This is a genomic window from Kribbella sp. NPDC048915 (genome assembly GCF_040649595.1).
In the GTDB taxonomy this organism is placed as follows: domain Bacteria; phylum Actinomycetota; class Actinomycetes; order Propionibacteriales; family Kribbellaceae; genus Kribbella.
In genome coordinates this window covers 31352-57333 of sequence record NZ_JBEZFT010000029.1, presented here as the reverse complement: position 1 = coordinate 57333, position 25982 = coordinate 31352, and the positions used below count along the sequence as shown (strand labels likewise).

The window sequence follows — 25982 nt, the reverse complement described above, 5'->3', positions numbered from 1 at the left end:
GTGACCCTCAAGCTGGAGACGGACCGGCTGCTGATCCGGGACTGGGAGGAAAACGACGCCGAGGCCGCACTGGAGATCTTCGGATCCGCGGACGTGGCGCCCTGGCTGTCACCGGCCATCGAGAAGGTGCCGGATGTGGCCACGATGCGAATGATCCTGCAGTCGTGGATCGAGGCACAGCCGAACTTCGTCGTTCCGGCGGGCCGCTGGGCCGTCGAACGCAAGGCGGACGGCGAGGTTGTCGGCGGGTTGCTGATCCGCCTGCTGCCGCCGTACGAGGAGGATCTGGAGATCGGCTGGCAACTGGCTCCGAGCGCGTGGGGGCACGGGTATGCCACCGAGGCCAGCCGCGCGTTGATGCGCTGGGCGTTCAGTACTGGCGAGGTCGACGAACTGTTCGCGGTCGCCCGGCCGCACAACCGGCGCGCGATTGCGACTGCGCAGCGGCTTGGCATGGTGTGGGTCGGCGAGACCGACAAGTACTACGACCTCAACCTGCAGGTGTACCGGATCCGCGCCCCCGAATTCACCGACTGACGAGATCCGGACCCGAGGGGTGGTGCCCGACTGCGGCGCACCACCCCTGTGTCATGCCCGGAATCGTGCCGGGAACCCTGATTTCTCCCCGAGATTTCCCAGAGTTGAGTGGAATGGACTCAACTTTGGATAAGTTGTACCCAGTGACTGTTGTTGCTGGAACTCGAAAGGCTGGAACCAGATGGATGTTCAGCGGTTGACGACGCTGGCCCGGGAAACCCTGTCGGTCGCGATCCGTCAGACCTCCGCGGCGGGCAACCCGACCGTGGAACCGATTCACCTGTTGTCCGCGCTGCTCGCGCAGCCCGAGGGCACCACGGCCGGTCTGCTCGAAGCGGCCGGCGGCGACCTGGACGCCGTACGCCGGAAGACCGCTGAGCAGCTCGCCCGGCTGCCGAAGGCGAGCGGCGGAAGCGTGCAGGCACCGAGTCTGTCGCCGAAGACCGGCGACGTCTTGAACCAGGCCGAGCAGCGCGCGCTCGGGCTCGGCGACGAGTTTGTCTCCACCGAACACCTGCTGATCGCGCTCGCCACCGTGGAGGGCCCCGCGCAGAGTGCGCTCGGCGTCACGCCGGACGCGTTGCTGCAGGCATTCGACAAGATGCGCGGCAACCGCCGGATCACCTCGCCGGAGGCCGAGGGCACCACCAAGAGCCTGGAGAAGTACGGCGTCGACCTGACCGAGCGTGCCCGGGACGGCAAGCTCGACCCGGTGATCGGCCGGGACACCGAGATCCGCCGCGTGGTGCAGGTGCTGTCTCGTCGGACCAAGAACAACCCGGTCCTGATCGGTGAGCCGGGCGTCGGGAAGACCGCGGTGGTCGAGGGCCTCGCCCAGCGGATCGTCGCGGGTGACGTCCCGGAGTCGCTGCGCGGTCGCCGGCTGATCAGCCTGGACCTCGGCGCGATGGTCGCGGGTGCGAAGTACCGCGGTGAGTTCGAGGAGCGGCTGAAGGCGGTGCTGACCGAGATCAAGGAGTCCGACGGTCAGATCATCACGTTCATCGACGAGCTGCACACCGTCGTCGGCGCAGGCGCCAGCGGCGAGGGCGCGATGGACGCCGGCAACATGCTGAAGCCGATGCTGGCCCGTGGTGAGCTGCGGATGATCGGCGCGACCACGCTCGACGAGTACCGCACGCGGATCGAGAAGGACCCCGCACTGGAGCGCAGGTTCCAGCAGGTGTTCGTCGGTGAGCCGTCGGTCGAGGACTCGATCGCGATCCTGCGCGGCCTCAAGGAGCGCTACGAGGCGCACCACAAGGTCGCGATCTCCGACTCCGCGCTGGTCGCCGCGGCGACCCTGTCGAACCGCTACATCAGCGGCCGGCAGCTGCCCGACAAGGCGATCGACCTGGTCGACGAGGCCGCGTCCCGGCTGCGGATGGAGATCGACTCGTCCCCGGTCGAGATCGACTCGCTGCGCCGTACCGTCGACCGGCTGAAGATGGAGGAGCTGGCGCTGTCCCGTGAGGAGGACGCCTCGTCGCAGGAGCGGCTGGAGCGGCTGCGGGCCGACCTCGCCGACCGCGAGGAGGAGCTGCGTGCCCTCGAGGCCCGCTGGGAGCGGGAGAAGTCCGGTCTGAACCGGGTCGGTGAGATCAAGGAGCGCATCGACGAGCTGCGCGGCCAGGCCGAGCGCGCCCAGCGCGACGGCGACCTGGAGACCGCGTCCCGGCTGCTGTACGGCGAGATTCCGCAGCTCACCAAGGAGCTCGAGGAGGCCGACGCGCAGGAGGAGGCCGAAGGCCCCGAGGCGATGGTCAACGAGGAGGTCGGCCCGACCGAGATCGCGGAAGTGATCGCGATGTGGACCGGCATTCCGACCGGCCGGCTGCTCGAGGGCGAGACCGGCAAGCTGCTCCGGATGGAGGAGGAGCTGGGTCGCCGGCTGATCGGTCAGCGCGAGGCCGTCAAGGCCGTGAGCGACGCCGTACGGCGGGCGCGCGCGGGGGTCTCCGACCCGGACCGGCCGACTGGTTCGTTCCTGTTCCTCGGTCCGACCGGTGTGGGTAAGACCGAGCTCGCGAAGGCGCTCGCGGATTTCCTGTTCGACGACGAGCGGGCGATGGTCCGCATCGACATGTCGGAGTACGGCGAGAAGCACAGCGTCGCCCGCCTGGTCGGTGCGCCGCCCGGCTACGTCGGCTACGAAGAGGGCGGTCAGCTGACCGAGGCGGTCCGCCGCCGTCCGTACTCGGTGATCCTGCTCGACGAGGTGGAGAAGGCGCACCCCGAGGTCTTCGACCTGCTGCTGCAGGTGCTCGACGACGGCCGGCTGACCGACGGCCAGGGCCGTACGGTCGACTTCCGCAACGTGATCCTGATCCTGACCAGCAACCTGGGGTCGGCGTACCTGGCCGACATCACACTGGACGACCAGGTCAAGCGCGACCAGGTGATGGCCGTGGTGCGGCAGTCGTTCAAGCCCGAGTTCATCAACCGGCTGGACGAGATCGTGCTGTTCGACGCGCTCGGCAGCGAGGAGCTGACGCAGATCGTCGGGCTGCAGATCGCGGCGCTGCAACGCCGGCTGACCGACCGGCGGATCACGCTCGAGGTCGACGAGGGCGCGATGGAGTGGCTGGCGATGACCGGCTACGACCCGGTGTACGGCGCCCGTCCGCTGCGCCGCCTGGTGCAGTCGGCGATCGGCGACGAGCTCGCCCGCGGCCTGCTGGACGGCTCGATCCGCGACGGCGACACCGTCAAGGTCACCCTCAACGAGGCGAAGGACGCACTGGAAATCTCTTCCTGACCCCTTGCTGCGAAGGGCCCGGTCCCAGGACCGGGCCCTTTCGCTGTGTCCGGGACAATGGCGTGGTGACCGGCTGGATCAACACCACCCACGACTGGGCGGCCTCCGTCGACGAGCGGCATCTCGCGAAGATCCGCGCGAACCCCGACCGGTACGCACCGGGCGGCGTACTGCACCTGGTCCTCGAAGTGCTCGCGTACCCGGACGACGAGGCCGAGTCGCGCGGCCGGCGCGGGCGGTGCTCGGTGACGCGGTACGGCGACGGCTCGATCGCGATCGCCGACGACGGCCGCGGGACCGACACCCGGGTCGACGACCACGGGCGGGTGGTGAAGAAGCCGGTAATGGCGACGAAGGATCTGCGGTTCTTCGACGACCCGGCCGCGCCGCTGCTGCCGGACGGATTTCCGCGGCGGGGGATGTCCGTCGTGGCTGCGCTGAGCGACTGGCTGGTGCACACGAACCGGCGGGTCAACGGCTCGTGGACGCAGCGTTACGAGCGCGGCGTCCCGGTCACCGATCTCGAGCCGATCGCGTCCGACGGTACGACCGGGACGACGGTGCATTTCCTCCCGTCCGCCGGGCCGGCGGCCCTGACTGAGGCCGTGCCGGCGTACCCACATCTCGACATCACGCTCGGCTGAGGCTCGGCGTTTGGGGGATCTGGGAGGATCGGGGACGGGGGGTCGTGGAAGGACGTGGATGACTGAGCAGCGTGGCGGCGAGCCGCGGCGAGACGGGCCAGGACCGTACAGCGGGCTGTTCGGCGCTGTGCCCGGGGACTACACGTACCAGCCGACGGCACCGAAGCAGGTCAAGGTCGCCTCCGTGATCGCGATCGGGCTCGGTGCGCTCTGCCTGCTCCTCGCCGGACTCACGCTGACCTCCGCCGGCGAACAGATCTCCGAGGTCCTCACCGGTTCCCGCGGCAACGCACCGGTCGCGGTCGCGGCCGCGCTCGTCTGTGCGGTCGCCTACCTGGTGCCGGCCCTCTACCTCCGCAAACGGCGCGCCTGGGCGCGGTACGTCCTGATCGGCGTCGCCTCGATGGGCGTTGCCGGCGGCGTGGTCGCGCTGCCGTCCAGCCTCCTCGGGCTCGGCATCCACGCGGCCCTGCTGATCCTCATGCTGCAGCGACCTACCAGACTGTGGTTCAACCACCGCTGACGCCGGGAGACCCTGTGGAACTCTGGATCAACCCTGCCTGCTCGAAATGCCGGGCCGCCACCAAGGCCTTCGACGAGGCCGGGATCGACTACACCGTACGGCGCTACCTCGACGACCCGCCCACCGCGGCCGAACTGTCCGAGGTCCTGACCCGCCTCAACCTCGAGCCGTGGGACATCGTCCGCCACAACGAAGCAGCCGCGAAGCCGCTGAAGACACTGCCTCGCGACCCGGCCCACCGCGACGACTGGATCCAGGCCATGGTCACCGACCCGATCCTCATCCAGCGCCCCATCATCACCGCCGACGACGGCACCACCGCCGTCGCCCGCGACCCCGAAACCCTCAGCAAGTTCATCCAGCCCTCGTGACCGACCCGTCGGTGGGTCCGGGGCGACTGTGTCGGCGCCCGCGCTGAACGACCGCGCGCTGGACGACCGCGCGCTGGACGACCGCGCATCCCCACACGGTGGGTTCACCCACGGTGTTGTGGGTTCCTGACCCGTCTGAAGGGTGCGGAACCCACAACACGGTGGGTGAACCCACCGTGGGGCGGAAATCCGGAAGCCCCTACGACGAGAGCACACCCCGCCACGCCACCACGCCACGCCACGCCACCACGTCGCACCGTCACCGCGTCGCACCGTCACCGCGTCGCACCGTCACCGCGTGCCGAACATCTCCAACCAGATCACCGCTGGCTCGATCACCGCTGGCTGGATCACCGCTGGCTGGATCACCGCCGGCTGATCCGCGGCAGGCGTACGAGCGAAGAACCCCCCACAGGCGGGTTATCCGCTCGCACGAGGCTGGCTGCGCCGGTGGTCCTGTGCGCTGGAGATGGGGGCTTGAACAGGTTGTGGTTGTTGTGGATTGGTTATTGCTTGTGCAAGGTCCCGGGTAGGTGTCCAAGGTCCCGGGTAGTGTCCAAGACGGCGTCAGCGCGGCGTTCCTGGTCGTCGGCCCGGGGGGGTGTGCAAGGTCTCGGGTGGCTGTGCAAGGTCCCGGGCGCAGGGTTTACGCACCGTGGGCTCGTGTGATCATGCCGGGTCACGCCGGCCGGTGCTGCTCGACGGGCTCGCCGACCCTGCACCGCCGACTCCGAAACCCATACATCAGTCGCCGGACCGTTCAGCCCCTGAGTTTCTGCAGCCGGTCCAGCGCCACTTGCAGGACGTCGGGCTGTTTGCAGAAGGCCCAGCGGACCAGCGGGCGGCCGGCTTCGGTGTTGTCGTAGAAGACCTGGTGGGGGATCGCGACCACGCCGGCGCGTTGCGGGAGCATGCGGCAGAACTCGATGCCGTCGGTGTGACCGAGTGGGCGGATGTCGGTGGTGACGAAGTACGTACCGGCCGGGCGGTGCACCTCGAAGCCGAGGCCGGCGAGGCCGTCGGCGAGCAGGTCACGGCGGGACTTCAGGTCGGCGCACAGCGCGTCGTAGTAGTCGTTGCCCAGGGCAAGTGCGTTCGCGACTGCGGGCTGGAACGGCGACCCGGAGGTGAACGTGAGGAACTGCTTGGCCGTGGTCACCGCGGTCACCACCTCCGGCGATCCGGTCACCCAGCCGATCTTCCACCCGGTCACCGCGAACGTCTTGCCGGCGCTGCTGATCGACACGGTCCGGTCCGCCATGCCGTCGTACGACGCCAGCGGCCGGTGCATCCCGTCGTACACGAGGTGTTCGTAGACCTCGTCGGTGATGACGACCAGGTCGTGCTCGATCGCGACCTCGCAGATCCCGCGCAGCTCCTCGTCGGTGAGGACGGTGCCGGTCGGGTTGTGCGGTGAGTTGATCAGCAGCACCTTGGTCCGCGGGGTGACCGCGGCGCGCAGTTCGTCGAGGTCCAGCCGGTACGACGGGGCGCGCAGCGTGACCGGTACCCGCCGGCCGCCGGCGAAGGCGATGCCGGCAGCGTACGAGTCGTAGTACGGCTCGAGGGCGATGACCTCGTCACCGGGCTCGACGAACGCGAGCAGCGCGGCCGCAACTGCCTCGGTGGCGCCGGTGGTGACCAGTACCTGTGTGTCCGGGTCGTACGAGAGGTCGTAGAAGCGCTTCTGGTGATCGACGATCGCCTGCCGCAAGGCGGGTACGCCGCGGGCCGGGGCGTACTGGTTCGCCCCGGCGCGGATCGCCGCGATCGCGTCCTCGAGGAGCGAATCCGGGCCGTCGCGGTCCGGGAAGCCCTGCCCGAGATTCACCGATCCGGTGGCCACCGCGAGGGCGGACATCTCCGCGAAGATCGTCGTCCCCAGGCCGGTCAACCGCTCAGCATGTGCACGCATCCCTCAACCCTCAACGGCCGCGCCGCTCTGCGCAAGCCAGGCGCGCGCTCAGTTCCACGGCGACGGCGGCGGCGGTGGTACGACGGCCGGGCGGTCCTCGCACCAGGTTGCGTCGGTCCACCCGCCGTCGTTCCCGCCGAGCAGCCGGACGTCGAACTCGGGTGGACCGTCGAAGTGGAACGTGCCGCAGTTGTTCACGAACGGCGCCCCGACGTTGCGTGCGTCGACGTTCTCGAACGTCGCCCAGCCGCCGACCCGCGCGTTCACCACGTTGGTCCCGGTGCCGTCGACCTTGACGTCGCGCACTGTGACGTCGGTGATCGCGTAGTCGTCCTTCACCGGCCAGTCGACGACGAACATCATCGCGTTGTACGTCGAGTCCAGGAACGAACTGTCGGAGATCTCGATCGACGCAGACATCGTCGACTGCAACGCGTACAGCCAGATCGCGCCGAGGCCGAGGTCCCAGTTGAGGTCGCGGGGGCCGCCGCGGACCGTGGTGTTGCGGGCGAAGGTCAGCGTGCCTTCGAACGGCGTCGAGGTGAACCGCGATCCCGCGTGCAACGTGCTGCCCTCGCGGATCGGGTCGGCGACCAGATTGTCGGTGACCGCGTTGTCGCGGCCGCCGTAGATCGCGATGTTGTTCGCCAGCACCGGCGTCTGCACGGTGTTGTGGTCGTAGATGTTGTGGTGGTTGACCAGCCCCTCCGGGTTCGACTCCGACCACATCGCCAGCCCGTCGTCGCCGCTGTTGCGGACGAAGTTGTTGGTGGCCCGAACGTTGGAGACGCCAAGGTGCAGGTTCATCCCGTCGGCGATCGCGTCGGTGATGACGTTGTCGCGGATCAGCAGACCGTCCATCGGCCCGTCCAGCCAGATGCCGACCTTGGTGTGGTGCAGGTACAGGCGCTCGATGGTCGAACCGCCGCCGATCGCGCCGCCGATCCCGTTCACCTGGTCGGTGTCGATGCGCTCGCGGACGTCGCTCTCGATCGCGAAGTCGGACAGGTGTACGTCGGTGCTCCCGCCGTCGGCGGCGTACTTGCCATAGAAGCCGGGCGCGCTGTGGACGGACTTGTCAGGTGCGGGTTCGGCGAGTGGCAGCACCTGGCCCTTGATGATCGTCCACCAGTTGCCGGCGCCGCGGATCGTCACCTTGTCGACGACGATGTGCCGGTTCACCTGGAAGGTCCCGGCGGGGATGAACACCGACCAGCGGAGTTTCTTCGCGGCCGCGATCGTGCGCTCGATTGCGGGCGCCGCATCCCGTCGCCCGGTCGGGTCGGCGCCGAAGAGGCGGACGTCGAGCGAGCGCTTCGGCTGCTTCAGCGGTGCGCCGACGAGTTCGAAGTCGGCGACGTCCAGCACGGTCCACGCGGCCGGCGTCTTGCGTGGCACGGTGAAGCGGATCCGGTCGCCGGCACGGTACGTCCGGCCGAGCAGTACGCGCTGTTCGTCGTAGAAGTGGTTCGGGCGGAACGGCTTGGCCACCGGGTCCGGCTCGGGTTTCCACCAGCCCGGGATCGGGTCGACGTTCGGGTCGTTCGAGAACGGATACATGCCGTACAGCCAGGCGTACTGCGACGTCAGCGTCATGGTCTGTTTGCGCTTGCCGTTGACGGTCACGTCGAGCGGCGCGGTAATCCCGCCGCCGCCCGCTGCGTCCGGGATGCTGTACCGCAGCGTGAACGCGTTCGCAGGCTCGGTCAGCGTGAATTCGACGTACTGCTTGGGCTGCAGCCGTACGGCGGTACGCCCGGACGCCTCGGCCGGAAGTGTGTACGCCTCGCGCGACGGCCCGATCCGCTCGCCGGTGAAGGCGGCGTTCTCCGCCTCCTGCTCGACGAACGGTACGTCGGCTCCGCGGCCGGCGGTCAGCGCCGGATCGAGTCCGGCCCGGGTGATGCGCGGTGCGGGGCCTGCGGCGGCGGTTTGCGGTACGAGGACGGCTCCGAGGAGCGCGGTGCTGACAGCGACTGCGACCAAGCGTGAACGGGACATCGGCGGATCCCCTCCCGGACAGACGGTGTCAGGAGGTTATGCACCGGGCGATCGGCGCGCAAGATCTCGACAGGTTAGAGAAATTCTCGAACCATGAAGACGTCGATCGGATCTTCGCGCTCCAGCCTGAAGCCGTGTCGTGCGTACAACCTGCGAGCCGGGCTGCCCTGCAGGACGTTCAGCCGGACGGTCGCCTTGTGCGCGTCGGCCTCGGCCAGCACGGTCTTCAGGATCGCGGTCCCGAGCCCTTGCCCCTGGTAGCGCGGGTCCAGGTAGAAGTGCTCGAGCAACCGGGCGTCGCCGTCCGGTCGGAGAGTGATCGAGCCCGCCAGTGCACCGCCGAGCTCGATGATGCGCGTGTGCTCGGCCGAGAACGAGTCGCGGAAGCGTTGCTGGACCCGGTGCTCGTCGTACCTTCCGAGCCGTTCGAGATCGGGGCGCAGGACGACGGCGCGCAGCTCGGCGAGAACGTCGTCGTCCGCGTCGGTCGCCGGGCGCAGCACCCAGCCGGCTGGGCGGCTCGTCGGCGAGTGGCTCGCGGTGGCGGGGTGCGGTTGGGTCACGGCAGGGCGGGTTGAGGGTTGGGGCGGAGGGCGCGGAGCCAGTGCTCGGTCTGGGCGATGTGGGCCGACGCCGCGGTCGCCGCGGCGGCCGGATCGCGACTGGTGATGGCGCCGAGGATCTCCCGGTGACCGCGGTCGCTGGTCCGTTTGATCGCGTCGAAGTCGGCGCCGGGCTCGAAGATCCGGTAGTGCCCGCCGCGACCGCGAATGACGTCGGTGAGCGCGGTGACCGTCGGGTTCCCGCCGGCGGTGCAGATCGCGTTGTGGAACTCGGCGTCCAGGTGCTGAATCTCGGCCGCTTCGGTGGTGGATTCAAGCTGGTCGAGGATCGCGCCGAGGCGCTCAGCCAGCTCGGGGTCCTGCCTGGCGGCCGCGGCGGCGGTGGCATGCGCCTCGAGCACCCGCCGTACCTCGAGCAGCTCGAGCACGCCTTCGAGCGGGATCAGCTCGACCGACAGTGAGAACCTGCTGATGATCGCAGCCGGGTCCAGCGCCGAGACGTACGTGCCCGAGCCGTGCCGTGACTCGATCACACCGAGCGCGCCGAGCGACCGGACCGCCTCCCGCAGCGAACTGCGGGACACGCCCAGGTGGTCGCACAGCTCGGGCTCCGGCGGGAACTTCGCCCCCGGCCCGAGCTCCCCGGATGCGATCATCTGCCGCAACCCGGCCAGCGCCTTGTCTGTGGCAGCCATTCCCTCACCTCCCGCCGCAGCGTAAGTCATCAGACCAATTTCGGCCATCTTGCCATGAGGTCGCCGGTGGCGCGGCCTCCGGTGTGACGATTCATCAGACGTTTGCCACGGCTTGCAGGAATCCCGGCACATCCGGCGCCCCCTCGCGACGGCGCTGGATCGTCAGACATGTCCTAGGCGTCGATGTCCGCGAGCATGCGACGAGCGTAGGTGACACACTGGGGTCGTCACCGAGGGGAGGACTGCGGAATGCCGACTGCGCTCGTCACCGGGCCGACGACCGGGATCGGCCGGGCGTTCGCGAACAAGCTGGCGCGTGAGGGCTACGACCTGGTCCTGGTGTCGCGGGACGAGGCGCGCCTGAAGGAAACCGCCGCCGACATCACTCGGCGGTACGGCGTCGACTGCGAGGTGCTGGCCGCCGACCTGACCGACTCGGTCGAGCTGGCCCGCGTCGAGGAACGGTTCCGGACCGGGCCGATCGAAGTGCTGGTGAACAACGCCGGCTTCGGGCAGAAGAAACCCTTCTGGGAGAACCCGGTCGACGTCGAGGAGAAGCAGCTCGATCTGCTGGTTCGCGTCGTACTGCGGCTCACCCATGCGGCCATTCAGCCGATGATCGAGCGTGGATCGGGCGCGGTCGTCAACGTGTCGTCGGTGGCCGGATTCCTGCAGCGCAACATCTACAGCGCGCACAAGGCCTGGGTGACGACTTTCTCCGCCGGGCTGGCGACCGGGCTGCACGCCAAAGGTGTCGCGGTGATGGCATTGTGTCCCGGCTTCGTGCACACCGAGTTCCATGAGCGGATGGGCATGGACAAGTCGCTCATCCCGTCGTTCATGTGGCTGGACGCCGACGAACTCGTCGAAGCGGCCTGGAAGGATCTGCAGCGCGGCAAGGCGATCTCGGTCCCGAGCCGGCGTTACAAACTCATCGTTCTCGCGGCCCGCTTCACCCCGCGGGCGCTGATCGCCCGCGTCTCGACGATGGGCCTGGACCCGCGCCGCCGCGCTTGACCGGACGCAGCGCTGGTGCGCAAGACGGTCGTGATCGCGAACTGAGACCTACAGCTTCTCGGCGACTTCGGTGAGAACGCCGAGGGTTGCGGTGATGAGTGGATGGTCGGCGCGGCTCGCCCGGACGGCGGCGTACACGCGACGTGCCGGAGCCGGCTCGGACAGCGGACGGGTGAGCGCGAGCGTCGATTCCGGCACGGCGAGACGTGGGACGAGCGAGACGCCACCACCGGCCGCGACCAACGCGGCGACGGCGCGGAAATCGTCGGACTGGTGCACGATCCGCGGCTGGTAGCCCGCCTGTTCACAGGCGAGCAGGACGACGTCGCGGATCGGGTTACCGGGCGAGGTCGTCACCCAGTCGTCGTCCGCGAGCATCGACAGCTCGATCGTGTCGCGGTCCGCGGCCGGATGCGCCGGCGGCAGAACGGCGACGAATGGCTCGGCGTACAAGGGGATCCGGGCCAGCCGCCGGTCGTCGGGACGCGGTGACCCGCGGTGCTCGACGGCGATCGCGAGGTCCGCGTCGCCGTCGAGCAGAGCGGTGATGCCCTGCGGTCCCTCGGCGTCCCGGACCACGAGGTCGAGGCCCGGGGACGTCTCGCGTAACCGGGTCAGTGCCGGCGCGACGAGCAGCGTGATCGCGGTCGCGAACGCGACCACGCGGACCTCGCCGTTCGCGCCGTTCGCGTGCAGCCGCATCGCGTCCTCGGCCCGCTCGACGTCGGCGAGGATGGTGTCCGCGTGCGCGAGGAGGAGGCGGCCGGCCGAGGTGATCGCGACCCGGCGGCCGCGGCGTTCGAGCAGTTCCTGGCCGACCTCGGACTCCAGGGCCGCCAGCTGCTGCGAGACCGCCGAGGGCGTCAGATGCAGCACCTCGGCGGCCGCGGTCACGGTGCCGTGGTCAGCTAGCGCACGCAACACCCTCAGGCGCCGAACCTCGATCACGAGCCTCAGCTTCGCACACGTTGTTCGCGACCGGCTTGAGTGCGACGACGCTTGCGGTCCGGGCGGCGGTCGGGCCGGTGCTGCGGGTGGCGACCTGGTGCCCCCGGGCGGTGGTCGCGGCGGTGGTGGCGGGCTCCGGCGTACGGCGCTCGCGCCACCGGCGGACGGCGTCCCGGATCGGGTGCCGCTTGGGCACCCACGGACGCACGGGCGCGTCCGGCATCGCGGAGTGGGTTTCTTCGTGGATCGTCTTGAGCACGTTGTACGGGACGTAAATCACGGTGTTTCCTTTCGACACTTCGACACTAAGAACCGTGGCTTGATACGTCCAATGAAAGTTTTGCGCAGAGTTGATGTGTCTGGTGCATGATAGGTGTCATGGAACTCCGGCAGCTCAGGTCGTTCGTGGTGGTCGCCGAGGAGCTGAACGTCGGCCGGGCGGCGACGCGGCTGCACCTGACCCAGCCGTCGTTGAGTCGTCAGATCGCCGCGCTCGAACGCGATCTCGGTGTCGAGTTGTTCGCGCGCGTGAAGCGCCGCTTCGTGCTGACGGCGGCGGGGGAGACGTTCCTGGCCGAGGCGCGCGACCTGCTGCGTCGGTCGGAGGAGGCGGTGCGTACGGCGCAGCGCACGCAGCGCGGTGAGCTCGGGACACTGCGGTTGCGGTTCGTGCAGTCGGCGACGTTCGAGACGCTGCCGCGGTTGCTCGGTGCCTTCCGGGACGCGTACCCAGAGGTGGTGCTCGACCTGGAGTCGTGGACGACACTGCGTCAGACGGAGGCGTTGCTCGACGGACGGATCGACGTCGGCCTGCTCCGGCCCAGTACGCCGGCCGGTGCGAATACCGTCGTACAACTGGAGCCGAAGCTGGCGTCGCGGGTCGTCGCCGAGGATGCCTTGGTGGCCGTGCTACCGGCGCGGCATCGGTTGACGCGGCGCAAACGGCTGCGGCTGGCCGACCTGACGGAGGAGCCGTTCGTGTTCTACTCGCGGCCGAGCGGGCCGGCCGTGCATGACACAATTGTCGGCTTCTGCCGGGCGGCCGGCTTCACTCCGCGGATCGAGCAGGAGGCCGCCGATGTGCAGACGATCATCTCGCTGGTCACGGCCGGGCTCGGCGTTTCGTTGCTGATCGCCCCGACCCCGCCGTCCAACCCGGACGCCGTCGTCTACCGCGAGTTGTCCGACGACCTTCCACCCTGGCAACTCTCCGTCGCCTGGTCGCCGGACAACCGCTCACCCGTCCTGGCCCGCTTCCTGGACCTGATTCAGCCCTGATTCAGCCCTGATCCAGGGCCGATCCAGGGCTGATCCAGGGCCGATCCAGGGCTGATCCAGGGCCGATCCAGGGCGGTGGTGTGCACTCTCGACAGGACGTCTACCGCCGAAACGCTGTCCGCCCGACCGATTCACGCTCAGCTGCACCAACCACCGACCGACACGTCCTGTCGACCTGACACGCTCACCCGAAGATGTCGGGGTCGCCGCCCGTGCGCTGACCGGTTTCCAGATCGGCGATCTGCGCCATGTCGTCGTTGTCGAGCTGGAAGTCGAAGACCTCGAAGTTCTCCTTGATCCGGCTCGGTGTCACCGACTTCGGGATCACCACGTTGCCGAGCTGCAGGTGCCAGCGGATCATCACCTGCGCCGGCGACTTGCCGTACTTCTCGCCGATCGCCGCCAGCACCGGGTGCTTGATCAGCTGACCGGACGCCAGCGGGCTCCATGCCTGCGTGACGATGTCGTTCTCGGCGTTGAACGCGCGCAGATCGTCCTGTGGCAGCGCCGGGTGCAGCTCGATCTGGTTCACCGCGGGCCGGATCGTGGTCTCCTCGAAGATCCGCCGCAGCGCGGGCTCGTGGAAGTTCGAGACGCCGATCGCGCGCACCCGCTTGTCGGCGTACAGCTGCTCGAACGCCTTCCAGGTCTCGACGTACAGATCACGCTGCAGCGACTGCCAGTGGATCAGGTACAGGTCGACGTACTCGAGGCCGAGCTTGCCCAGGCTGGTGTCGAACGCCTTCAGTGTGCTGTCGTAGCCCTGGTCGGAGTTCCACAGCTTGGTGGTGATGAACAGCTCGTCGCGCGGGATGTCCGCCGCGGCGATGGCGCGTCCGACGCCCTCCTCGTTGCCGTAGATCGCGGCGGTGTCGATGTGCCGGTAGCCGGTCTCGAAGGCGGTCGTCACCACGTCGGTCACGATGTCGTTCTCGACCTGCCAGACCCCCAGGCCCAGCTGCGGGATCTCGACGCCGTTGTCCAGAGTGATGGTGGGGACTGTGCTCATCTACCCATTCCACCCGGGAAAGGCTTGCTGGCCCAGTCATCCGACGTGTGACAACTACCTCATTAACCGGACGTAACCACTTCGTAGGTGGTCGCATCGGGCTCGAGGAACCGGAGCAGCCCGTCGCCTTCCCGCTCGAGCTCAGCCAGCGACTTCTTGGTGGTGCGGCCGAACGGCGTCAGGGTGAGAGTCGCCACAGCACGCTTCTTCGCGGCGGTCCACAGACCGGCGACGCGACCGTCGACGGTGTACGTCGCCTTGACGCGCAGGTTCTTCGTGAAGACGGCCGGTTTGTGTTCGTCGGCGATGATCCGCTGCCGTTTCGCGTGCGACAGCAGCACGTTGTCGAATTCCGGGAGGAAGCGCACCGGCGCCGGCGTGTCCGCGTCGGGGCGTGGCGCGTCCGGTACGTCGTACAGCGGCTTGCCGTCCTCGTCGGTGAACGTCTCGAGGTCCAGCTCGTCGAACACCGGCTTCGCCTTCTGCAGACCGGACCAGGTCTGGAAGTCCTGCGGGGTGGCCGGGCCGAACGCGGCCAGGTAGCGGGTGACCAGCTCCTTGAGCTCGTTACGCCGGTGCAGCTTCTTACCGATCCATTGCTCGGCCGGGGTGAACGGGGCATTGGCCGTCCAGGACCATCGGACGTCCGTCGGGTACACCACCAACGGGACCAGCATCCGTGTGCAGAACCCGAGGGCGCGCTCGTTCACGTCGGGGAACTGTTCCTGCAGCGCGTCCCGTACTTGGGTGAAGGTCAGCGGCTCCTTCGCCAGTAGCTTCTCGGCGGCGACCACGACCTTCTCCGGCTCGAGGCCCTGACCGCGATCGCCGAGCACGCGCAGCCCTGCCTCGAGCACCGGCGCGATCGTCACCCGGAACCGCAGGTAGTCCGCCGCGGTCAGCAGATGCAGCGTGCCGCGGAACATCGTCGCCCGCACCACGGTCTTCGCCGTGACGGCACGGTCGAGCTCGGCCTCCTCGAACCCGTCGATCCGCGTCCACAACCCGACGTACGGATGCTTGGGCTCCTGCCCTTGCATCCCCACCAGCCGCTCGATCACCTCGACGGCCGGCACCGCTTCGCGCGCCAGCAACCCCTGTCGCGCCAACGTCGCCCGGTTGACCGCCCGTCCGCTCATCACCGCCATGCACGCATCTTCGCGTACGGCGCCGACAAGTTCAGCTGTAGTCCTTCTCGTCGTACTTCGGGAGGCCGAGGAGCTTGCGGATCTGCGCGGACGGCGCCTTGCCGCCGGCGGCCGTGGCGCGCTTGAGGTGGTCGGCCATCTCGTCGTTGCTCTTGCTCGCGGCGACCGCGAGCCAGTGCGGGCGCGCGGCCAGGTCCGCCTTCGCCAGCGCCCGCATCTGCGTCGAGACCTTGGCCGGCCAGACGACCGACCTCAGCGCGGTGTACTCGGCGAGGTTGGCGGCGGCGACCGCTTTGGCCCTGTTCTGCAGGGTGGTCAGCGACATGTTTTCGTTCGCCGCCTGCTCGAACCGCTCCAGCGCGACGTTGTACGGCCGGGTGATCTGCAGGTACTTCGCCCCGGCAGCAGCCACTGTCAACGCGGGCGGCGCCGAAGCCCGCACCACGGGAGCGCTCGGCGCCGAAGACGGCGGCCCGTACGCCCCATCCGGCGCGGACGGCGTCACCGAGGCGGGCGCGGAGGCCATCGGAGAAGGCGCCGTCACCCCAGGCCCGTCGTCAGCCCCACATCCCGCGACACCCAAGAATCCCAGCACCACAACAACGGCCGCCACCTGACGCATAAAGCTCCTCACCCAGCGCGCGAACCGCCCAACCCTAGCGGCGTCGCCCGACCCCTACCAGTCGCGCCCAGGCGAAGTCACGGGTCAGGCGAGGGCGGCGCGGGCTTCGGTGAAGGCTTGGACGGCTCGTTCGACGTCCTCGGTGGAGTGGGCGGCGGAGAGCTGGACGCGGATGCGGGCCTTGCCTTGCGGGACGACGGGGTAGGAGAAGCCGATCACGTAGATGCCGAGGTCGAGGAGCTTGTCGGCCAGGCGGCCGGCCTCGGCGGCGTCACCGATCATCACCGGGGAGATCGGGTGGTCGCCGGGGAGGACGTCGAAGCCGGCTTCGGTCATCTTGGTCCGGAAAAGCTTGGTGTTTGCGGCGAGCTTGTCGCGCAGGTCGCTGGAGCCCTCGATCAGCTCGAGCGCCTTCAGCGACGCGGCGGTCACCGCCGGGGCGAGCGAGTTCGAGAACAGGTACGGGCGGGAGCGCTGCCGGAGCAACTCGACGATCTCGCGGCGCGCGGACACGTACCCGCCGGACGCGCCGCCGAGCGCCTTGCCGAGTGTGCCGGTGACGATGTCGACGCGGTCCTTCACGCCGAACAGCGACGGCGTACCCGCCCCGTCCGGCCCGACGAACCCGACCGCGTGCGAGTCGTCGACCATCACCAGCGCGTCGTAGGCCTCGGCCAGGTCGCAGATCTCGTCGAGCGGCGCGACGTACCCGTCCATCGAGAACACGCCGTCGGTGGCGATCAGCCGGTACCGCGCGTCCGCCGCGTCCTTGAGCTGCGCCTCGAGGTCGGCCATGTCGCGGTTCTTGTACCGGTACCGGCGGGCCTTCGACAGCCGGATCCCGTCGATGATGCTGGCGTGGTTGAGCTCGTCGGAGATGACCGCGTCCTCGGCGCCGAGCAGTGTCTCGAAGAGTCCGCCGTTCGCGTCGAAGCAGGAGCTGTAGAGGATGGTGTCCTCGGTGCCGAGGAAGGTGCTCAGGGCCGATTCGAGGTCTTTGTGGATCTGCTGCGTACCGCAGATGAAGCGGACCGAGGACAGGCCGAACCCCCAGCGGTCGAGCGCGTCCTTCGCCGCCGCCACGACCTCGGGGTGGTCGGACAGGCCGAGGTAGTTGTTGGCGCAGAAGTTCAGTACTTCGTTGCCGGTGGCAACCGAGATCAACGCCTGCTGCGGTGAGGTGATCACCCGCTCGGACTTGTACAGCCCGGCGTCCCGGATCTCGCCGATGGTCGCCGTCAGGTCGTCCCGCATCCGCCCGAACATCAGTGCTTCTCCTCCAGCGTCTCAGTCGTCCAGTCCATGATCACCTTGCCGCACTGTCCCTGCCGCGCCACGTCGAAGGCGCGCTCGAAGTCGCCGTACCCGAACCGGTGGGTGATCACCGGCGTCAGGTCGAGTCCGCGCTCCAGCATGACCGACATCGAGTACCAGGTCTCGAACATCTCCCGGCCGTAGATGCCCTTGATGGTCAGCATGTTCAGCACCACGGTGCTCCAGTCGATCGCGATCTCGTCCGACGGCAGACCGAGCATCGCGATCCGCCCACCGTGGGTCATGTTCGCGATCATGTCCCGCAGCGCGGCCGGCTGCCCGGACATCTCCAGGCCGACGTCGAACCCCTCCCGCATCCCGAGGGTCTGCTGGGCCTGCGCGATCGACTCCTCGGCGACGTTCACGGCGCGCGTCACGCCGATCTTGCGGGCCAGGTCGAGGCGGTACTCCGACAGGTCGGTGATCACCACGTTCCGCGCGCCGGCGTGCAGTGCGACCGCGGCCGCCATCACGCCGATCGGGCCGGCGCCGGTGATCAGGACGTCCTCGCCGACCAGCGGGAACGACAGTGCGGTGTGTACGGCGTTGCCGAACGGGTCGAAGATCGCGGCGACGTCGAGGTCGACCGGTTCCTTGTGAACCCACGCATTGCCGGCGGGCAGCGCGACGTACTCCGCGAAAGCGCCCGGGATGTGGACGCCGAGTCCGCGCGTCTTGATGCACAGGTGCCGGCGACCGGCCCGGCAGTTGCGGCAGCGGCCGCACACCAGGTGACCCTCGCCGCTGACCAGGTCACCGACCGCGACGTCGCGGACACCGACGCCGATCTCGACAACCTCGCCGCAGAACTCATGCCCGGTTACCATCGGCACCGGCACGTTCTTCTGCGCCCAGTGGTCCCAGCTCTGAATGTGCAGGTCGGTACCGCACAGCCCGGTCCGGAGCACCTTGATCAGGACCTCGTCGGCCTCGATCTTCGGCACCGGTACGTCCTGCAACCACAGGCCGGGCTTCGCCTCGGCCTTCACGAGCGCCTTCATGCCCACATCGTCGTCCGCGGCAACCATCGGCGTCCATCGACACGTCGTGCACAGCCTTTGCAGCCGAACTGCACACTCGACCTGCGCGGAGCGTAGCCGGGTGACTCGGGATCGTGGCCGGAACTGGTGAGTGAGCGGCGGTCCGGCCGTGATCTAAGCTCAAGGCTCATGAGCTACGACCGGGACGAACTGCTGGAGCAGGTCAAGAGCAAGGCGATCGTGCACGGCCGGGTGACGCTGGCGTCGGGTAAGGAAGCCGACTACTACGTCGACCTGCGCCGGATCACCCTGGACGCGGCCGCGGCGCCGCTGATCGGTCCCGCGATGCTCGAGCTGACCAAGGACCTGGCGTACGACGCGGTCGGCGGACTGACCCTCGGCGCGGACCCGGTCGCGATGTCGATGCTGCACGCCGCCGCCCAGCAGGGCCGGACCCTCGACGCGTTCGTCGTCCGCAAGGCCGAGAAGACGCACGGCCTGCAGCGCCGGATCGAGGGTCCGGACGTCAAGGGCCGGCGGGTGCTGGCGGTCGAGGACACCTCGACGACCGGCGGTTCGGTGCTGACCGCGGTCGAGGCGTTGCGGGAGGCCGGTGCCGAGGTGGTCGCGGTCGCGGTGATCGTGGACCGGTCGACCGGTGCGAAGGAGCGGGTCGAGGCCGAGGGACTGGAGTACCGCGCGGTGTTCGGTCTCGAGGACCTGGGCCTCGGCTGATGCAGAGCAGCACGCTGCTGGCCGTCCTACTGGCGATCGTCGTCGGCGTCGGTCTCTTCTACTTCAACTACTACCGCGCGAAGAAGCGGCGGGAGCTGTTCGCCGGGTTCGCCGCGCAGCACGGCTGGTCGTACCTGCCCGCGGACAACTCGCTGGCGCGGCAATGGATGGGTACGCCGTTCGGTACCGGCGACAACTGGCGCGTCCGGAACGTGCTGTCCGGCGCGTACAACGGTCATCCGATGGTTGCCTTCGACTACAGCTTCCAGACCCACACCAGCAACGGGAAAGGCCAACGGCGGACGACGACCCACCACTTCGGTGTGGTCGTGCTGCAGTTGCCGGGCCCGCTGCCGCACCTCGAGGTGACCCACGAGGGGATCTTCGGTGGCGCGGTCGCGAACGCGCTCGGTTTCCGCGACATCCAATTCGAGAGCGACCAGTTCAACCGGGCCTTTCGGGTCAAGGCCGATGACGAGCGGTTCGGCCACGCGCTGATCACCCCGCGGATGATGGAGCTGCTGCTGCAACGCGGCGAGATCGGCTGGCGGATCGAGGGAAACTCGCTGGTCGGCTGGGACAAGGGTGCCCACGACCCGGCCGAGGTGCTGAACCGGCTGGCCCTGCTCGAACAGGTCGTGCTGAACGTCCCCGGGTACGTCTGGCGCGACTACGCGGGCGTCGACCCCCGCGTCGGACAGCCGCCCAACGGACCGACGTACCCGTAGAGTCGGGCCCAGCACTGCCAATGACTCGGGAGCTGGGAAATGATGGTCTGGATCATCATCGTGATCCTGCTGGTCGTCGCTGTCGCGGCGATCGCGCTGGTCACGTCGTACAACAGGTTCGTCAAGCAACGGAACCTGATTCAGGAGTCCTGGCGGCAGATCGACGTCGAGCTGCACCGGCGGTACGACCTGATCCCGAACCTGGTCGAGACGGTCCGGGCGTACGCCGCGCACGAGCGGCACGTCTTCGAAGAGGTCGCCCGGCTGCGGACCCAGGCGGTGAACGTGCAGGGCGCCAACCCCGAGCAGCGGGCCGCTGCGGAGGGTCAGCTGTCCGGCGCGCTGCGTCAGATGATGATCTCGGTCGAGCAGTACCCGCAGCTGCAGTCGAACCAGAACTTCCTCGGGCTGCAGCGCGAGCTGACCGACACCGAGGACCGGATCGCGGCCGGCCGCCGGTTCTACAACGCGAACGTCGGCGACTACAACACCCGGATCGAGGCGTTCCCGTCGAACGTCATCGCGAACATGTTCAAGTTCGAGAAGGCCGGCTACTTCGAGGTCAACGACGAGCAGGTCCGCGCGGTGCCGCAGGTGTCGTTCGGCACCATCGGCCAGGTCGCCGGTGAGCAGGCGCCGCCGCAGATGCACCCGGGAGCGCCGTCCTCGGGGCAGATCCACCCGCAGATGCCGGGCGACGGCAACTATCAGCAGCAGCTTCCGGGTGGGTACCAGCAGGGCTACCAGCAGCCGTACCAGGGCCAGCCTTATCAAGGACAGCCGCAGTACCAAGGGCAGCAGCCGCCGCAGCAGCATCAGGGAGAGCCACCGGTGGGCGGGCCGCCTGCGGGTTCCCCCGCGCCACAGGACGGACAGCCGCCATTCACCGGTGGCCAGTAGGCACCGGTCCCCGTAGTCCAGGACCCCCGACCCCGGACTCTCCTCCAGTGCCAGGCCCGGTGTGACGGCGGTCAGGTCGCCACCGCCGGGCCTGCCTCCCCCCGGTACCTACGACCAACACTGCCGGACGGAGATACATCCGGCGTACATCGGCCTTCCGAACGGGTGCGGCCGGATGCCACGATAGGGCGGTTCCAGCAAGGGAAGGTCTGACGAGTGGACAGTCTGAGGTACGGGATCCTCGGACCTCTGCGCCTGGTTCACGTCCAGGGGCAGCCGCTCAAGGCGGCCAAACCACGTCAGTTGCTGGCCACCCTGCTGCTGCACCCGAACCGTTTCGTCTCGACCGATCTGATCGCGGACGCGCTCTGGGAGAACAGCCCGCCACGCTCTGCCACCGCGAACATCCGGACCTACGTCCGGGTGCTGCGGGGTGTGCTGCAGGACGCCGGCCTGCCCGCGCCGATCGACACGTCGGCGGCCGGCTACAGCATCGAGGTCGGCGTCGACCAGCTCGACGCCAGCCTGTTCGAGTCGCTGCTCGCCGAGGGCGGTCATCTGCGCGACGCGGGTGAGGGCCGCCAGGCGATGCAGGTGCTGTCCCGCGCGTACTCGCTGTGGCGCGGCCGTCCGCTCGAGGACCTGCCGATGCCCGCGGCGTGGGAGGGCTCGATCTCGCGGCTGGAGGCGCAGCACCGCGGCCTCGTCGACACGTTGCTGGACCTGCGGCTCCAGTACGGCGACGCGAGCGGTGCCGCCGTACTGCTGAGTGCACGGCTCACCGAGGACCCGTACGACGAGCAGCTCTGGCGACGGCTGATCGACGCGTTGCTCGCTGCGGGCCGGGTGGGTGAGGCGCGCGCGGCGTACGCGCGGGCGGTGCAGACGCTGGCGGACGAGCTGGACGTCAAACCCGGTCCGGAGCTGGAGGCCGCCGGTGCCCGCGCCGAGAACGGTCGCTCGGCCAACTGGCCCAATCCCGGCATTCCGACCGACCCAGCTGACCGCCAGGACCGTGCGGAGCCGGCTGCTTCGCCAGGGCCGATGGCTGCGCCCGAGCTCATCGACCCGCCGCGGCCGCCCAGCCAGCTGCCGCTGGACCTCCCCGACTTCAGCGGTCGCGAGGAGCAACTGGAGCGGCTGCGTGACCTCGTGTGCGGCCGTGACCCGGTCCGGCCGCCCGTCGCCGTCATCTCGGGTGCACCGGGGACCGGCAAGACCTCGCTGGCCGTTCGCTTGGGCCATCTGGTTCGGGAATACTTCCCGGACGGGCAGATCTACCTGGACATGCACGGCGCGACACATCCGCGCGATCCGGCGGCTGCGCTCACCGATCTGCTGCTCAGCCTCAACCTGCCCGACACAGCCATCCCGACGGACCCGGAGCGCCGGTCCGCGATGCTGCGGTCCGAGCTGGCGAGCCGGCGGGTGCTGATCATCCTCGACGATGTCGCCGGCGCGAGTCAGGTGACCCCGCTGATGCCCGGAACCGGCGCGTCGGCCGTGGTGGTCACCAGCCGCAACCGGTTGATGGACCTGGCCGGTGCGGACAGCACGCCGCTCGACACGTTCGACGACCACGAAGCAACCGGCCTGCTGTCGTCGGTCGCCGGCCCCGACCGGATCGACCCGACCTCACCTGAGATCGAAGAGATCCTGTCTGCCTGCGCGAACCTCCCGCTGGCGATTCGGATCGTCGGCAGCCGGCTCGCCCAGCGGCCCGACCTGAGTCCGCGCGAGCTGGCGCGCCGGTTGCGGGACGAGGCGTCCCGGCTGGACGAGCTGAGCATCGGCGAGCTCGCCGTCCGGTCCAGTGCCGACCTGAGCTACGACGCGCTGAGCCCCGAAGAAGCCCGGCTGTACCGGCTGATCGGCCACTTCGCGGTCGGCGTCTTCTCCGCGCGCGCGTTGGAGGCCGTCGCGTCGCCGGCCGCCGTTCGACGCGCTCTGGACCGGCTGATCGAGGTCAACCTGGTTCGAATCAGCTCCGTCGACCACCGCGGTACGGCGCGGTACCGCGTCCACGACCTGCTGCGGTTGCACGCGCTCGGCGTCGGCACCGAGGAGCAGAAGGCACAGGCGGTCCGCGACGTCGAGACCGTGGTCGAGGCGATCCTCAACAAGATCCGGCGCGCGAACAACGCGCTGTCGTTCGAGTACTTCGGCGTACTGGAGCACACCGGTCCGCTGACCGCGCCCGATCCGGCGCCGTTCACCGAGACCGATGCGATCGCGTGGTTCGACAGTGAGCGCAGTACGTTCGTGCCGGCCATCCGGGCCGCGGCGCAGAACGGGTTGCACGAGCACGCGTGGCGGATCGCCGCTGCCTGGGGGCCGTACCTCGACCTGCGGGCCGGCTTCGACGACTGGAACGGTTCGCACCAGCAGGGCCTGCTGAGCGCGATCGCCTGCGGGAACCGGCGCGGCGAGGCGATCATGCACCGAAACCTCGGTCAGTTGGCGCTGTACCAGGACGACTGGGAGGTCGCCCGCCGGCACCTCGACGCGGCCGCGCGGACGTTCGCGGAGATCGGCGACCGGCTCGGCGAAGGCATCACCGCCGTCGGTCTGGGCACCTGGCTGCGGGAGCGTGGCGAGCGGGACAAGGGCCTCGAGCAGTACGAGAAGGCGATCGAGGCGTTCGTCGAGGGCGGCAACGCGAACGCCGAAGCTCTCGCGCGGACGGCTGCCGGGAACGTCTACATGGCCCGCGGTGAGCTGACGCGTGCTCGGGAGTACCTGGCGCAGGCCTTCCTGATCGCGGTCCGCCGAGCGGACGCGCACCGCGAAGCCAAGGTGCGCCGGCGGATCGCCGGTCTGCGGGTCCGGCAGGGGCGGCACGACGAAGCCGTTCGGCAGTTGCGTACGGCGCTGGCGATCTTCGACGGGATGGGTGACGACCACTGCGCGGCGTACACACGGGCGCTGCTCGGGCGTGCGTTGATGGAGCGTGGCGAGGTGGCTGCGGCGCGTAAGACCCTGCTGGATGCGATCGACATCGGTCACCGGCTGGGCGACCGGAGCGTCGAGGGCGAGGCGGCGCAGCACTTGGGCGAGCTCTACTTGTCCACGGGCAGTCTGGACAACGCGCGCCGGACGCTCGAGCGGGCGGCGCGGGTGTGGCACCAGGCCGGGAACGCCGACGCCGTGGCGCGCTGCCGCAGCCTGCTCGCCGAGACCGCGGCGGACGCGGCCGTCAGCTGAGGCGCTGGGCTGCCGGGGCCGTGGACATCGGGGGAATGTACGGCGGCTGTATCGCGAGCGGGCAGTCTGACACCATGCCACGGCGCTCAGGCCGAGGACGGGGGAACGGGGAGGACCTATGGCCTGGCGGGAGGTTGTCGTGGAACGCCGGAATGTCCCGCGGGTCTCGAACCCGCGGGACACCGAGGCAGCACTCAACTGGCAGCTGGAGCGTGTCGGCTCGGCGGCCTGGCTGGACTGGCCGCTGAAGTTCCAGCGGATGGCATTCGGCTACGCGCACGACAGCGGCTGGCACGACTCCGCCGACGCGGTTCGTTGGCTCGACCACCACACCCTGCTCCGCGAAGGGGCGGCGCCACGGGGGGCGCTGGTCTGGTACCAGGCGGCGGACCGGATCCGGGTGGCATGTTCACTCGGATCCGGCCGGGTGGTCGGCCCACTGCCGACCGGGCCGGTGGAGGTCGCCGACGTCGCTCAGCTCGGCACCGACTGGGTCTGGTCCGAGCCGCACTTCCCGTTCGGGCACTGATCCGTTCTGAGCTCGCGGTCGGCGTGGTTCAGTCGCGGGTGGCGGCGTGCTTCGTGGCGGCGTGCTTCGGGGCGCCGTGCTTGGCGTCGGCGCCCGCGGCGCGACTGCGCCGGCGGGCCAGCAGATACTCGACCGCCATCGGCACCAGCGAGACCACCACGAGCAGGATCAGCGCCGACTCCAGGTGATCGTGGATGAACTGCACGTTGCCGAGCGCATGCCCGAGCAGCGTGATCCCCGGCGCCCAGATCACCGCGCCGATCGCGGTCCACAGGAAGAACCTCTTCGGATCCATCCGCCCGGCGCCGGCCACGATCGTGATGAACGTCCGCACGATGGGCACGAAGCGGGCCATCACCAGCGCGCGAGCGCCGTACCGGGCGAAGAACTCGTGCGTCTGCTCGATGTACTTCGGCTTCAGGAAGCGGGCGTTCGGGTTGGTGAACAACGACGTACCGAGGAATCGCCCGATGTAGTAACCGGACACGTTGCCGAGGAAGGCGGCCACCGTCAGCAGGACACAGGCCAGCCAGAGCGGCACGTCGATCGTGCCTCGCGCGATGAACAGCCCGACCGCGAACAGCAGCGAGTCACCGGGCAGGATCGGGAACAGCACCCCGCACTCGATGAACACCACCAGTAGCGTGCCCCACAGCGCCCAGTCACCCAGCCAGTTCAGCAGGTATTCCGGGTCCATCCAGCTGGGCATCAGCATCGCGACAAGAGGAAGCACGCCGACAGGGTAGCGTCCCAACCTGTGCGTGAGCTGAACAGCGACCTGCGGGGAGCAGACATGGTGGGCCCGAACGAGGTCGGCGTCGGCCCGTGGGAGGGCGAGTGGCCCGACGACCCGCGGCTCGATCCCGAGCTGCTCGCGGGCGGCGACCGGCGCAACGTCGTCGACAAGTACCGGTACTGGAAACTCGAGGCGATCGTCGCGGACCTGGACCGGCAACGGCACCCGTTCCACGTGGCGATCGAGAACTGGCAGCATGACCTCAACATCGGCTCGGTCGTCCGGACGGCGAACGCGTTCCTCGCCGCGGAAGTCCACATCGTCGGCAACCGCAAGTGGAATCGCCGTGGCGCGATGGTCACCGATCGTTACCAGCACGTCCGCCACCACCCGACGTTGGCCGACCTGGCGTCGTACGCCGCCGCCCACGACCTGCCCGTCATCGGCATCGACAACCTCCCGGGCTCCGTACCGCTGGAGACCTACGACCTGCCGCGCGAGTGCGTCCTCCTCTTCGGTCAGGAGGGCCCGGGTCTCACGGACGAGGCACACAAGATCTGCACCGCCGTCCTGTCGATCGCGCAGTACGGCTCCACCCGCTCCATCAACGCCAGCGCCGCCGCCGCGATCGCCATGCACGCCTGGATCCGCCGCCACCCCTTCGCCCAACCCCCGACCACCCACTGACCACCCCACCCTCGCCCCGCCGCGCGCCGCCGCTGACCGTGCCGCGCTGACCGTGCCGCGCTGACCGTGCCGCGCTGACCGTGCCGCGCTGACCGTGCCGCGCTGACCGTGCCGCGCTGACCGTGCCGCGCTGACCGTGC

General features: G+C 69.2%; 25 protein-coding genes. 13 read left to right on the top strand and 12 right to left on the bottom strand.

Annotated features, from left to right (window positions below; genetic code table 11):
* The 5 genes from AB0B82_RS17355 (at nt 1) to AB0B82_RS17335 (ending at nt 4833) form a co-directional block, all read left to right on the top strand.
* A complete protein-coding gene (locus AB0B82_RS17355) occupies nt 1-537 on the top strand; it encodes a GNAT family N-acetyltransferase (protein ID WP_360168699.1) in 537 nt (178 codons plus the stop codon).
* Between the two features lie 181 nt (nt 538-718).
* On the top strand, nt 719-3295 hold the full coding sequence (clpB, locus tag AB0B82_RS17350) for an ATP-dependent chaperone ClpB (RefSeq protein ID WP_360168696.1): 2577 nt from the start codon (nt 719-721) through the stop codon (nt 3293-3295).
* A gap of 65 nt (nt 3296-3360) precedes the next feature.
* On the top strand, nt 3361-3939 hold the full coding sequence (locus AB0B82_RS17345) for a hypothetical protein (RefSeq protein ID WP_360168693.1): 579 nt from the start codon (nt 3361-3363) through the stop codon (nt 3937-3939).
* Nucleotides 3940-3997: 58 nt separating this feature from the next.
* Complete coding sequence (locus AB0B82_RS17340; protein ID WP_360168691.1) at nt 3998-4462, top strand: hypothetical protein; 465 nt, start codon at nt 3998-4000, stop codon at nt 4460-4462.
* 14 nt (nt 4463-4476) lie between these two features.
* Complete coding sequence (locus AB0B82_RS17335) at nt 4477-4833, top strand: ArsC/Spx/MgsR family protein (protein WP_360168688.1); 357 nt, start codon at nt 4477-4479, stop codon at nt 4831-4833.
* A 760-nt stretch (nt 4834-5593) separates the two neighbouring features.
* Here AB0B82_RS17335 and AB0B82_RS17330 read toward each other — a convergent pair.
* From AB0B82_RS17330 to AB0B82_RS17315, 4 genes are all read right to left on the bottom strand, one after another.
* Nucleotides 5594-6748 (bottom strand): pyridoxal phosphate-dependent aminotransferase, encoded by a 1155-nt coding sequence (locus AB0B82_RS17330; RefSeq protein ID WP_360168685.1) that lies wholly within the window; start codon nt 6746-6748, stop codon nt 5594-5596.
* Nucleotides 6749-6796: 48 nt separating this feature from the next.
* On the bottom strand, nt 6797-8749 hold the full coding sequence (locus tag AB0B82_RS17325) for a glycosyl hydrolase family 28-related protein (RefSeq protein WP_360168682.1): 1953 nt from the start codon (nt 8747-8749) through the stop codon (nt 6797-6799).
* A 74-nt stretch (nt 8750-8823) separates the two neighbouring features.
* The gene (locus tag AB0B82_RS17320) at nt 8824-9312 is read right to left on the bottom strand and encodes a GNAT family N-acetyltransferase (RefSeq protein ID WP_360168679.1); all 489 of its coding nucleotides are present in this window, start codon (nt 9310-9312) and stop codon (nt 8824-8826) included.
* On the bottom strand, nt 9309-10007 hold the full coding sequence (locus AB0B82_RS17315; RefSeq protein ID WP_360168676.1) for an FCD domain-containing protein: 699 nt from the start codon (nt 10005-10007) through the stop codon (nt 9309-9311). The genes AB0B82_RS17320 and AB0B82_RS17315 overlap by 4 nt, the downstream gene beginning before the upstream one ends.
* Before the next feature lie 249 nt (nt 10008-10256).
* Between AB0B82_RS17315 and AB0B82_RS17310 the strand changes: the two genes are divergently transcribed.
* Entirely contained in the window at nt 10257-11024 is a 768-nt protein-coding gene (locus AB0B82_RS17310) for an SDR family oxidoreductase (RefSeq protein ID WP_360168673.1), read from the top strand.
* Between the two features lie 48 nt (nt 11025-11072).
* Here the strand turns inward: AB0B82_RS17310 and AB0B82_RS17305 are convergent, their stop codons facing one another.
* Both AB0B82_RS17305 and AB0B82_RS17300 read right to left on the bottom strand, forming a co-directional pair.
* The gene (locus tag AB0B82_RS17305; protein ID WP_360168761.1) at nt 11073-11948 is read right to left on the bottom strand and encodes a LysR family transcriptional regulator; all 876 of its coding nucleotides are present in this window, start codon (nt 11946-11948) and stop codon (nt 11073-11075) included.
* Complete coding sequence (locus AB0B82_RS17300) at nt 11929-12252, bottom strand: hypothetical protein (RefSeq protein WP_360168670.1); 324 nt, start codon at nt 12250-12252, stop codon at nt 11929-11931. The genes AB0B82_RS17305 and AB0B82_RS17300 overlap by 20 nt, the downstream gene beginning before the upstream one ends.
* Before the next feature lie 98 nt (nt 12253-12350).
* On the opposite strand from AB0B82_RS17300, the gene AB0B82_RS17295 reads away from it, so the two are divergent.
* Nucleotides 12351-13250, top strand: coding sequence for a LysR substrate-binding domain-containing protein (locus AB0B82_RS17295; RefSeq protein WP_360168667.1), 900 nt, complete (start codon nt 12351-12353; stop codon nt 13248-13250).
* A gap of 184 nt (nt 13251-13434) precedes the next feature.
* Here the strand turns inward: AB0B82_RS17295 and AB0B82_RS17290 are convergent, their stop codons facing one another.
* From AB0B82_RS17290 to tdh, 5 genes are all read right to left on the bottom strand, one after another.
* Nucleotides 13435-14259, bottom strand: a complete 825-nt coding sequence (locus AB0B82_RS17290; protein ID WP_360168664.1) for an aldo/keto reductase — start codon at nt 14257-14259, stop codon at nt 13435-13437.
* A gap of 62 nt (nt 14260-14321) precedes the next feature.
* Nucleotides 14322-15407, bottom strand: a complete 1086-nt coding sequence (locus tag AB0B82_RS17285; RefSeq protein WP_360168661.1) for a winged helix DNA-binding domain-containing protein — start codon at nt 15405-15407, stop codon at nt 14322-14324.
* Nucleotides 15408-15438: 31 nt separating this feature from the next.
* Entirely contained in the window at nt 15439-15933 is a 495-nt protein-coding gene (locus AB0B82_RS17280; RefSeq protein ID WP_360168658.1) for a hypothetical protein, read from the bottom strand.
* A gap of 180 nt (nt 15934-16113) precedes the next feature.
* Complete coding sequence (locus tag AB0B82_RS17275) at nt 16114-17295, bottom strand: glycine C-acetyltransferase (protein ID WP_360168655.1); 1182 nt, start codon at nt 17293-17295, stop codon at nt 16114-16116.
* Nucleotides 17295-18344, bottom strand: a complete 1050-nt coding sequence (tdh, locus tag AB0B82_RS17270) for an L-threonine 3-dehydrogenase (RefSeq protein WP_360168652.1) — start codon at nt 18342-18344, stop codon at nt 17295-17297. Before tdh ends, AB0B82_RS17275 begins: the two co-directional genes overlap by 1 nt.
* Before the next feature lie 168 nt (nt 18345-18512).
* Here tdh and pyrE point away from each other — a divergent pair, with 168 nt between their 5' ends.
* The 5 genes from pyrE (at nt 18513) to AB0B82_RS17245 (ending at nt 24419) form a co-directional block, all read left to right on the top strand.
* The gene (gene pyrE, locus AB0B82_RS17265; protein WP_360168649.1) at nt 18513-19058 is read left to right on the top strand and encodes an orotate phosphoribosyltransferase; all 546 of its coding nucleotides are present in this window, start codon (nt 18513-18515) and stop codon (nt 19056-19058) included.
* Complete coding sequence (locus tag AB0B82_RS17260) at nt 19058-19786, top strand: hypothetical protein (RefSeq protein ID WP_360168646.1); 729 nt, start codon at nt 19058-19060, stop codon at nt 19784-19786. Before pyrE ends, AB0B82_RS17260 begins: the two co-directional genes overlap by 1 nt.
* A gap of 39 nt (nt 19787-19825) precedes the next feature.
* A complete protein-coding gene (locus AB0B82_RS17255; RefSeq protein WP_360168643.1) occupies nt 19826-20686 on the top strand; it encodes a LemA family protein in 861 nt (286 codons plus the stop codon).
* Between the two features lie 216 nt (nt 20687-20902).
* Nucleotides 20903-23890, top strand: a complete 2988-nt coding sequence (locus tag AB0B82_RS17250) for a BTAD domain-containing putative transcriptional regulator (protein ID WP_360168640.1) — start codon at nt 20903-20905, stop codon at nt 23888-23890.
* A gap of 139 nt (nt 23891-24029) precedes the next feature.
* Nucleotides 24030-24419, top strand: a complete 390-nt coding sequence (locus AB0B82_RS17245; RefSeq protein WP_360168637.1) for a hypothetical protein — start codon at nt 24030-24032, stop codon at nt 24417-24419.
* A gap of 28 nt (nt 24420-24447) precedes the next feature.
* On the opposite strand, the gene AB0B82_RS17240 is transcribed toward AB0B82_RS17245, so the two are convergent.
* A complete protein-coding gene (locus AB0B82_RS17240) occupies nt 24448-25152 on the bottom strand; it encodes a DedA family protein (protein ID WP_360168634.1) in 705 nt (234 codons plus the stop codon).
* A gap of 60 nt (nt 25153-25212) precedes the next feature.
* Here AB0B82_RS17240 and AB0B82_RS17235 point away from each other — a divergent pair, with 60 nt between their 5' ends.
* Nucleotides 25213-25842, top strand: coding sequence for an RNA methyltransferase (locus AB0B82_RS17235; RefSeq protein WP_360168758.1), 630 nt, complete (start codon nt 25213-25215; stop codon nt 25840-25842).
* Nucleotides 25843-25982: the final 140 nt, after the last annotated feature.

Excerpts from the sequence above, each read along its gene's own strand:
- AB0B82_RS17235 (WP_360168758.1), top strand. The coding sequence starts at position 25,213 with ATGGTGGGCCCGAACGAGGTCGGCGTCGGCCCGTGGGAGGGCGAGTGG.
- AB0B82_RS17295 (WP_360168667.1), top strand. The coding sequence starts at position 12,351 with ATGGAACTCCGGCAGCTCAGGTCGTTCGTGGTGGTCGCCGAGGAGCTG.
- AB0B82_RS17310 (WP_360168673.1), top strand. The coding sequence starts at position 10,257 with ATGCCGACTGCGCTCGTCACCGGGCCGACGACCGGGATCGGCCGGGCG.
- pyrE (WP_360168649.1), top strand. The coding sequence starts at position 18,513 with ATGAGCTACGACCGGGACGAACTGCTGGAGCAGGTCAAGAGCAAGGCG.
- AB0B82_RS17290 (WP_360168664.1), bottom strand. The coding sequence starts at position 14,259 with ATGAGCACAGTCCCCACCATCACTCTGGACAACGGCGTCGAGATCCCG.
- AB0B82_RS17280 (WP_360168658.1), bottom strand. The coding sequence starts at position 15,933 with ATGGCCTCCGCGCCCGCCTCGGTGACGCCGTCCGCGCCGGATGGGGCG.
- AB0B82_RS17315 (WP_360168676.1), bottom strand. The coding sequence starts at position 10,007 with ATGGCTGCCACAGACAAGGCGCTGGCCGGGTTGCGGCAGATGATCGCA.
- AB0B82_RS17255 (WP_360168643.1), top strand. The coding sequence starts at position 19,826 with ATGATGGTCTGGATCATCATCGTGATCCTGCTGGTCGTCGCTGTCGCG.
- AB0B82_RS17285 (WP_360168661.1), bottom strand. The coding sequence starts at position 15,407 with ATGGCGGTGATGAGCGGACGGGCGGTCAACCGGGCGACGTTGGCGCGA.
- AB0B82_RS17260 (WP_360168646.1), top strand. The coding sequence starts at position 19,058 with ATGCAGAGCAGCACGCTGCTGGCCGTCCTACTGGCGATCGTCGTCGGC.
- tdh (WP_360168652.1), bottom strand. The coding sequence starts at position 18,344 with ATGAAGGCGCTCGTGAAGGCCGAGGCGAAGCCCGGCCTGTGGTTGCAG.
- clpB (WP_360168696.1), top strand. The coding sequence starts at position 719 with ATGGATGTTCAGCGGTTGACGACGCTGGCCCGGGAAACCCTGTCGGTC.
- AB0B82_RS17275 (WP_360168655.1), bottom strand. The coding sequence starts at position 17,295 with ATGTTCGGGCGGATGCGGGACGACCTGACGGCGACCATCGGCGAGATC.
- AB0B82_RS17330 (WP_360168685.1), bottom strand. The coding sequence starts at position 6,748 with ATGCGTGCACATGCTGAGCGGTTGACCGGCCTGGGGACGACGATCTTC.
- AB0B82_RS17340 (WP_360168691.1), top strand. The coding sequence starts at position 3,998 with ATGACTGAGCAGCGTGGCGGCGAGCCGCGGCGAGACGGGCCAGGACCG.
- AB0B82_RS17325 (WP_360168682.1), bottom strand. The coding sequence starts at position 8,749 with ATGTCCCGTTCACGCTTGGTCGCAGTCGCTGTCAGCACCGCGCTCCTC.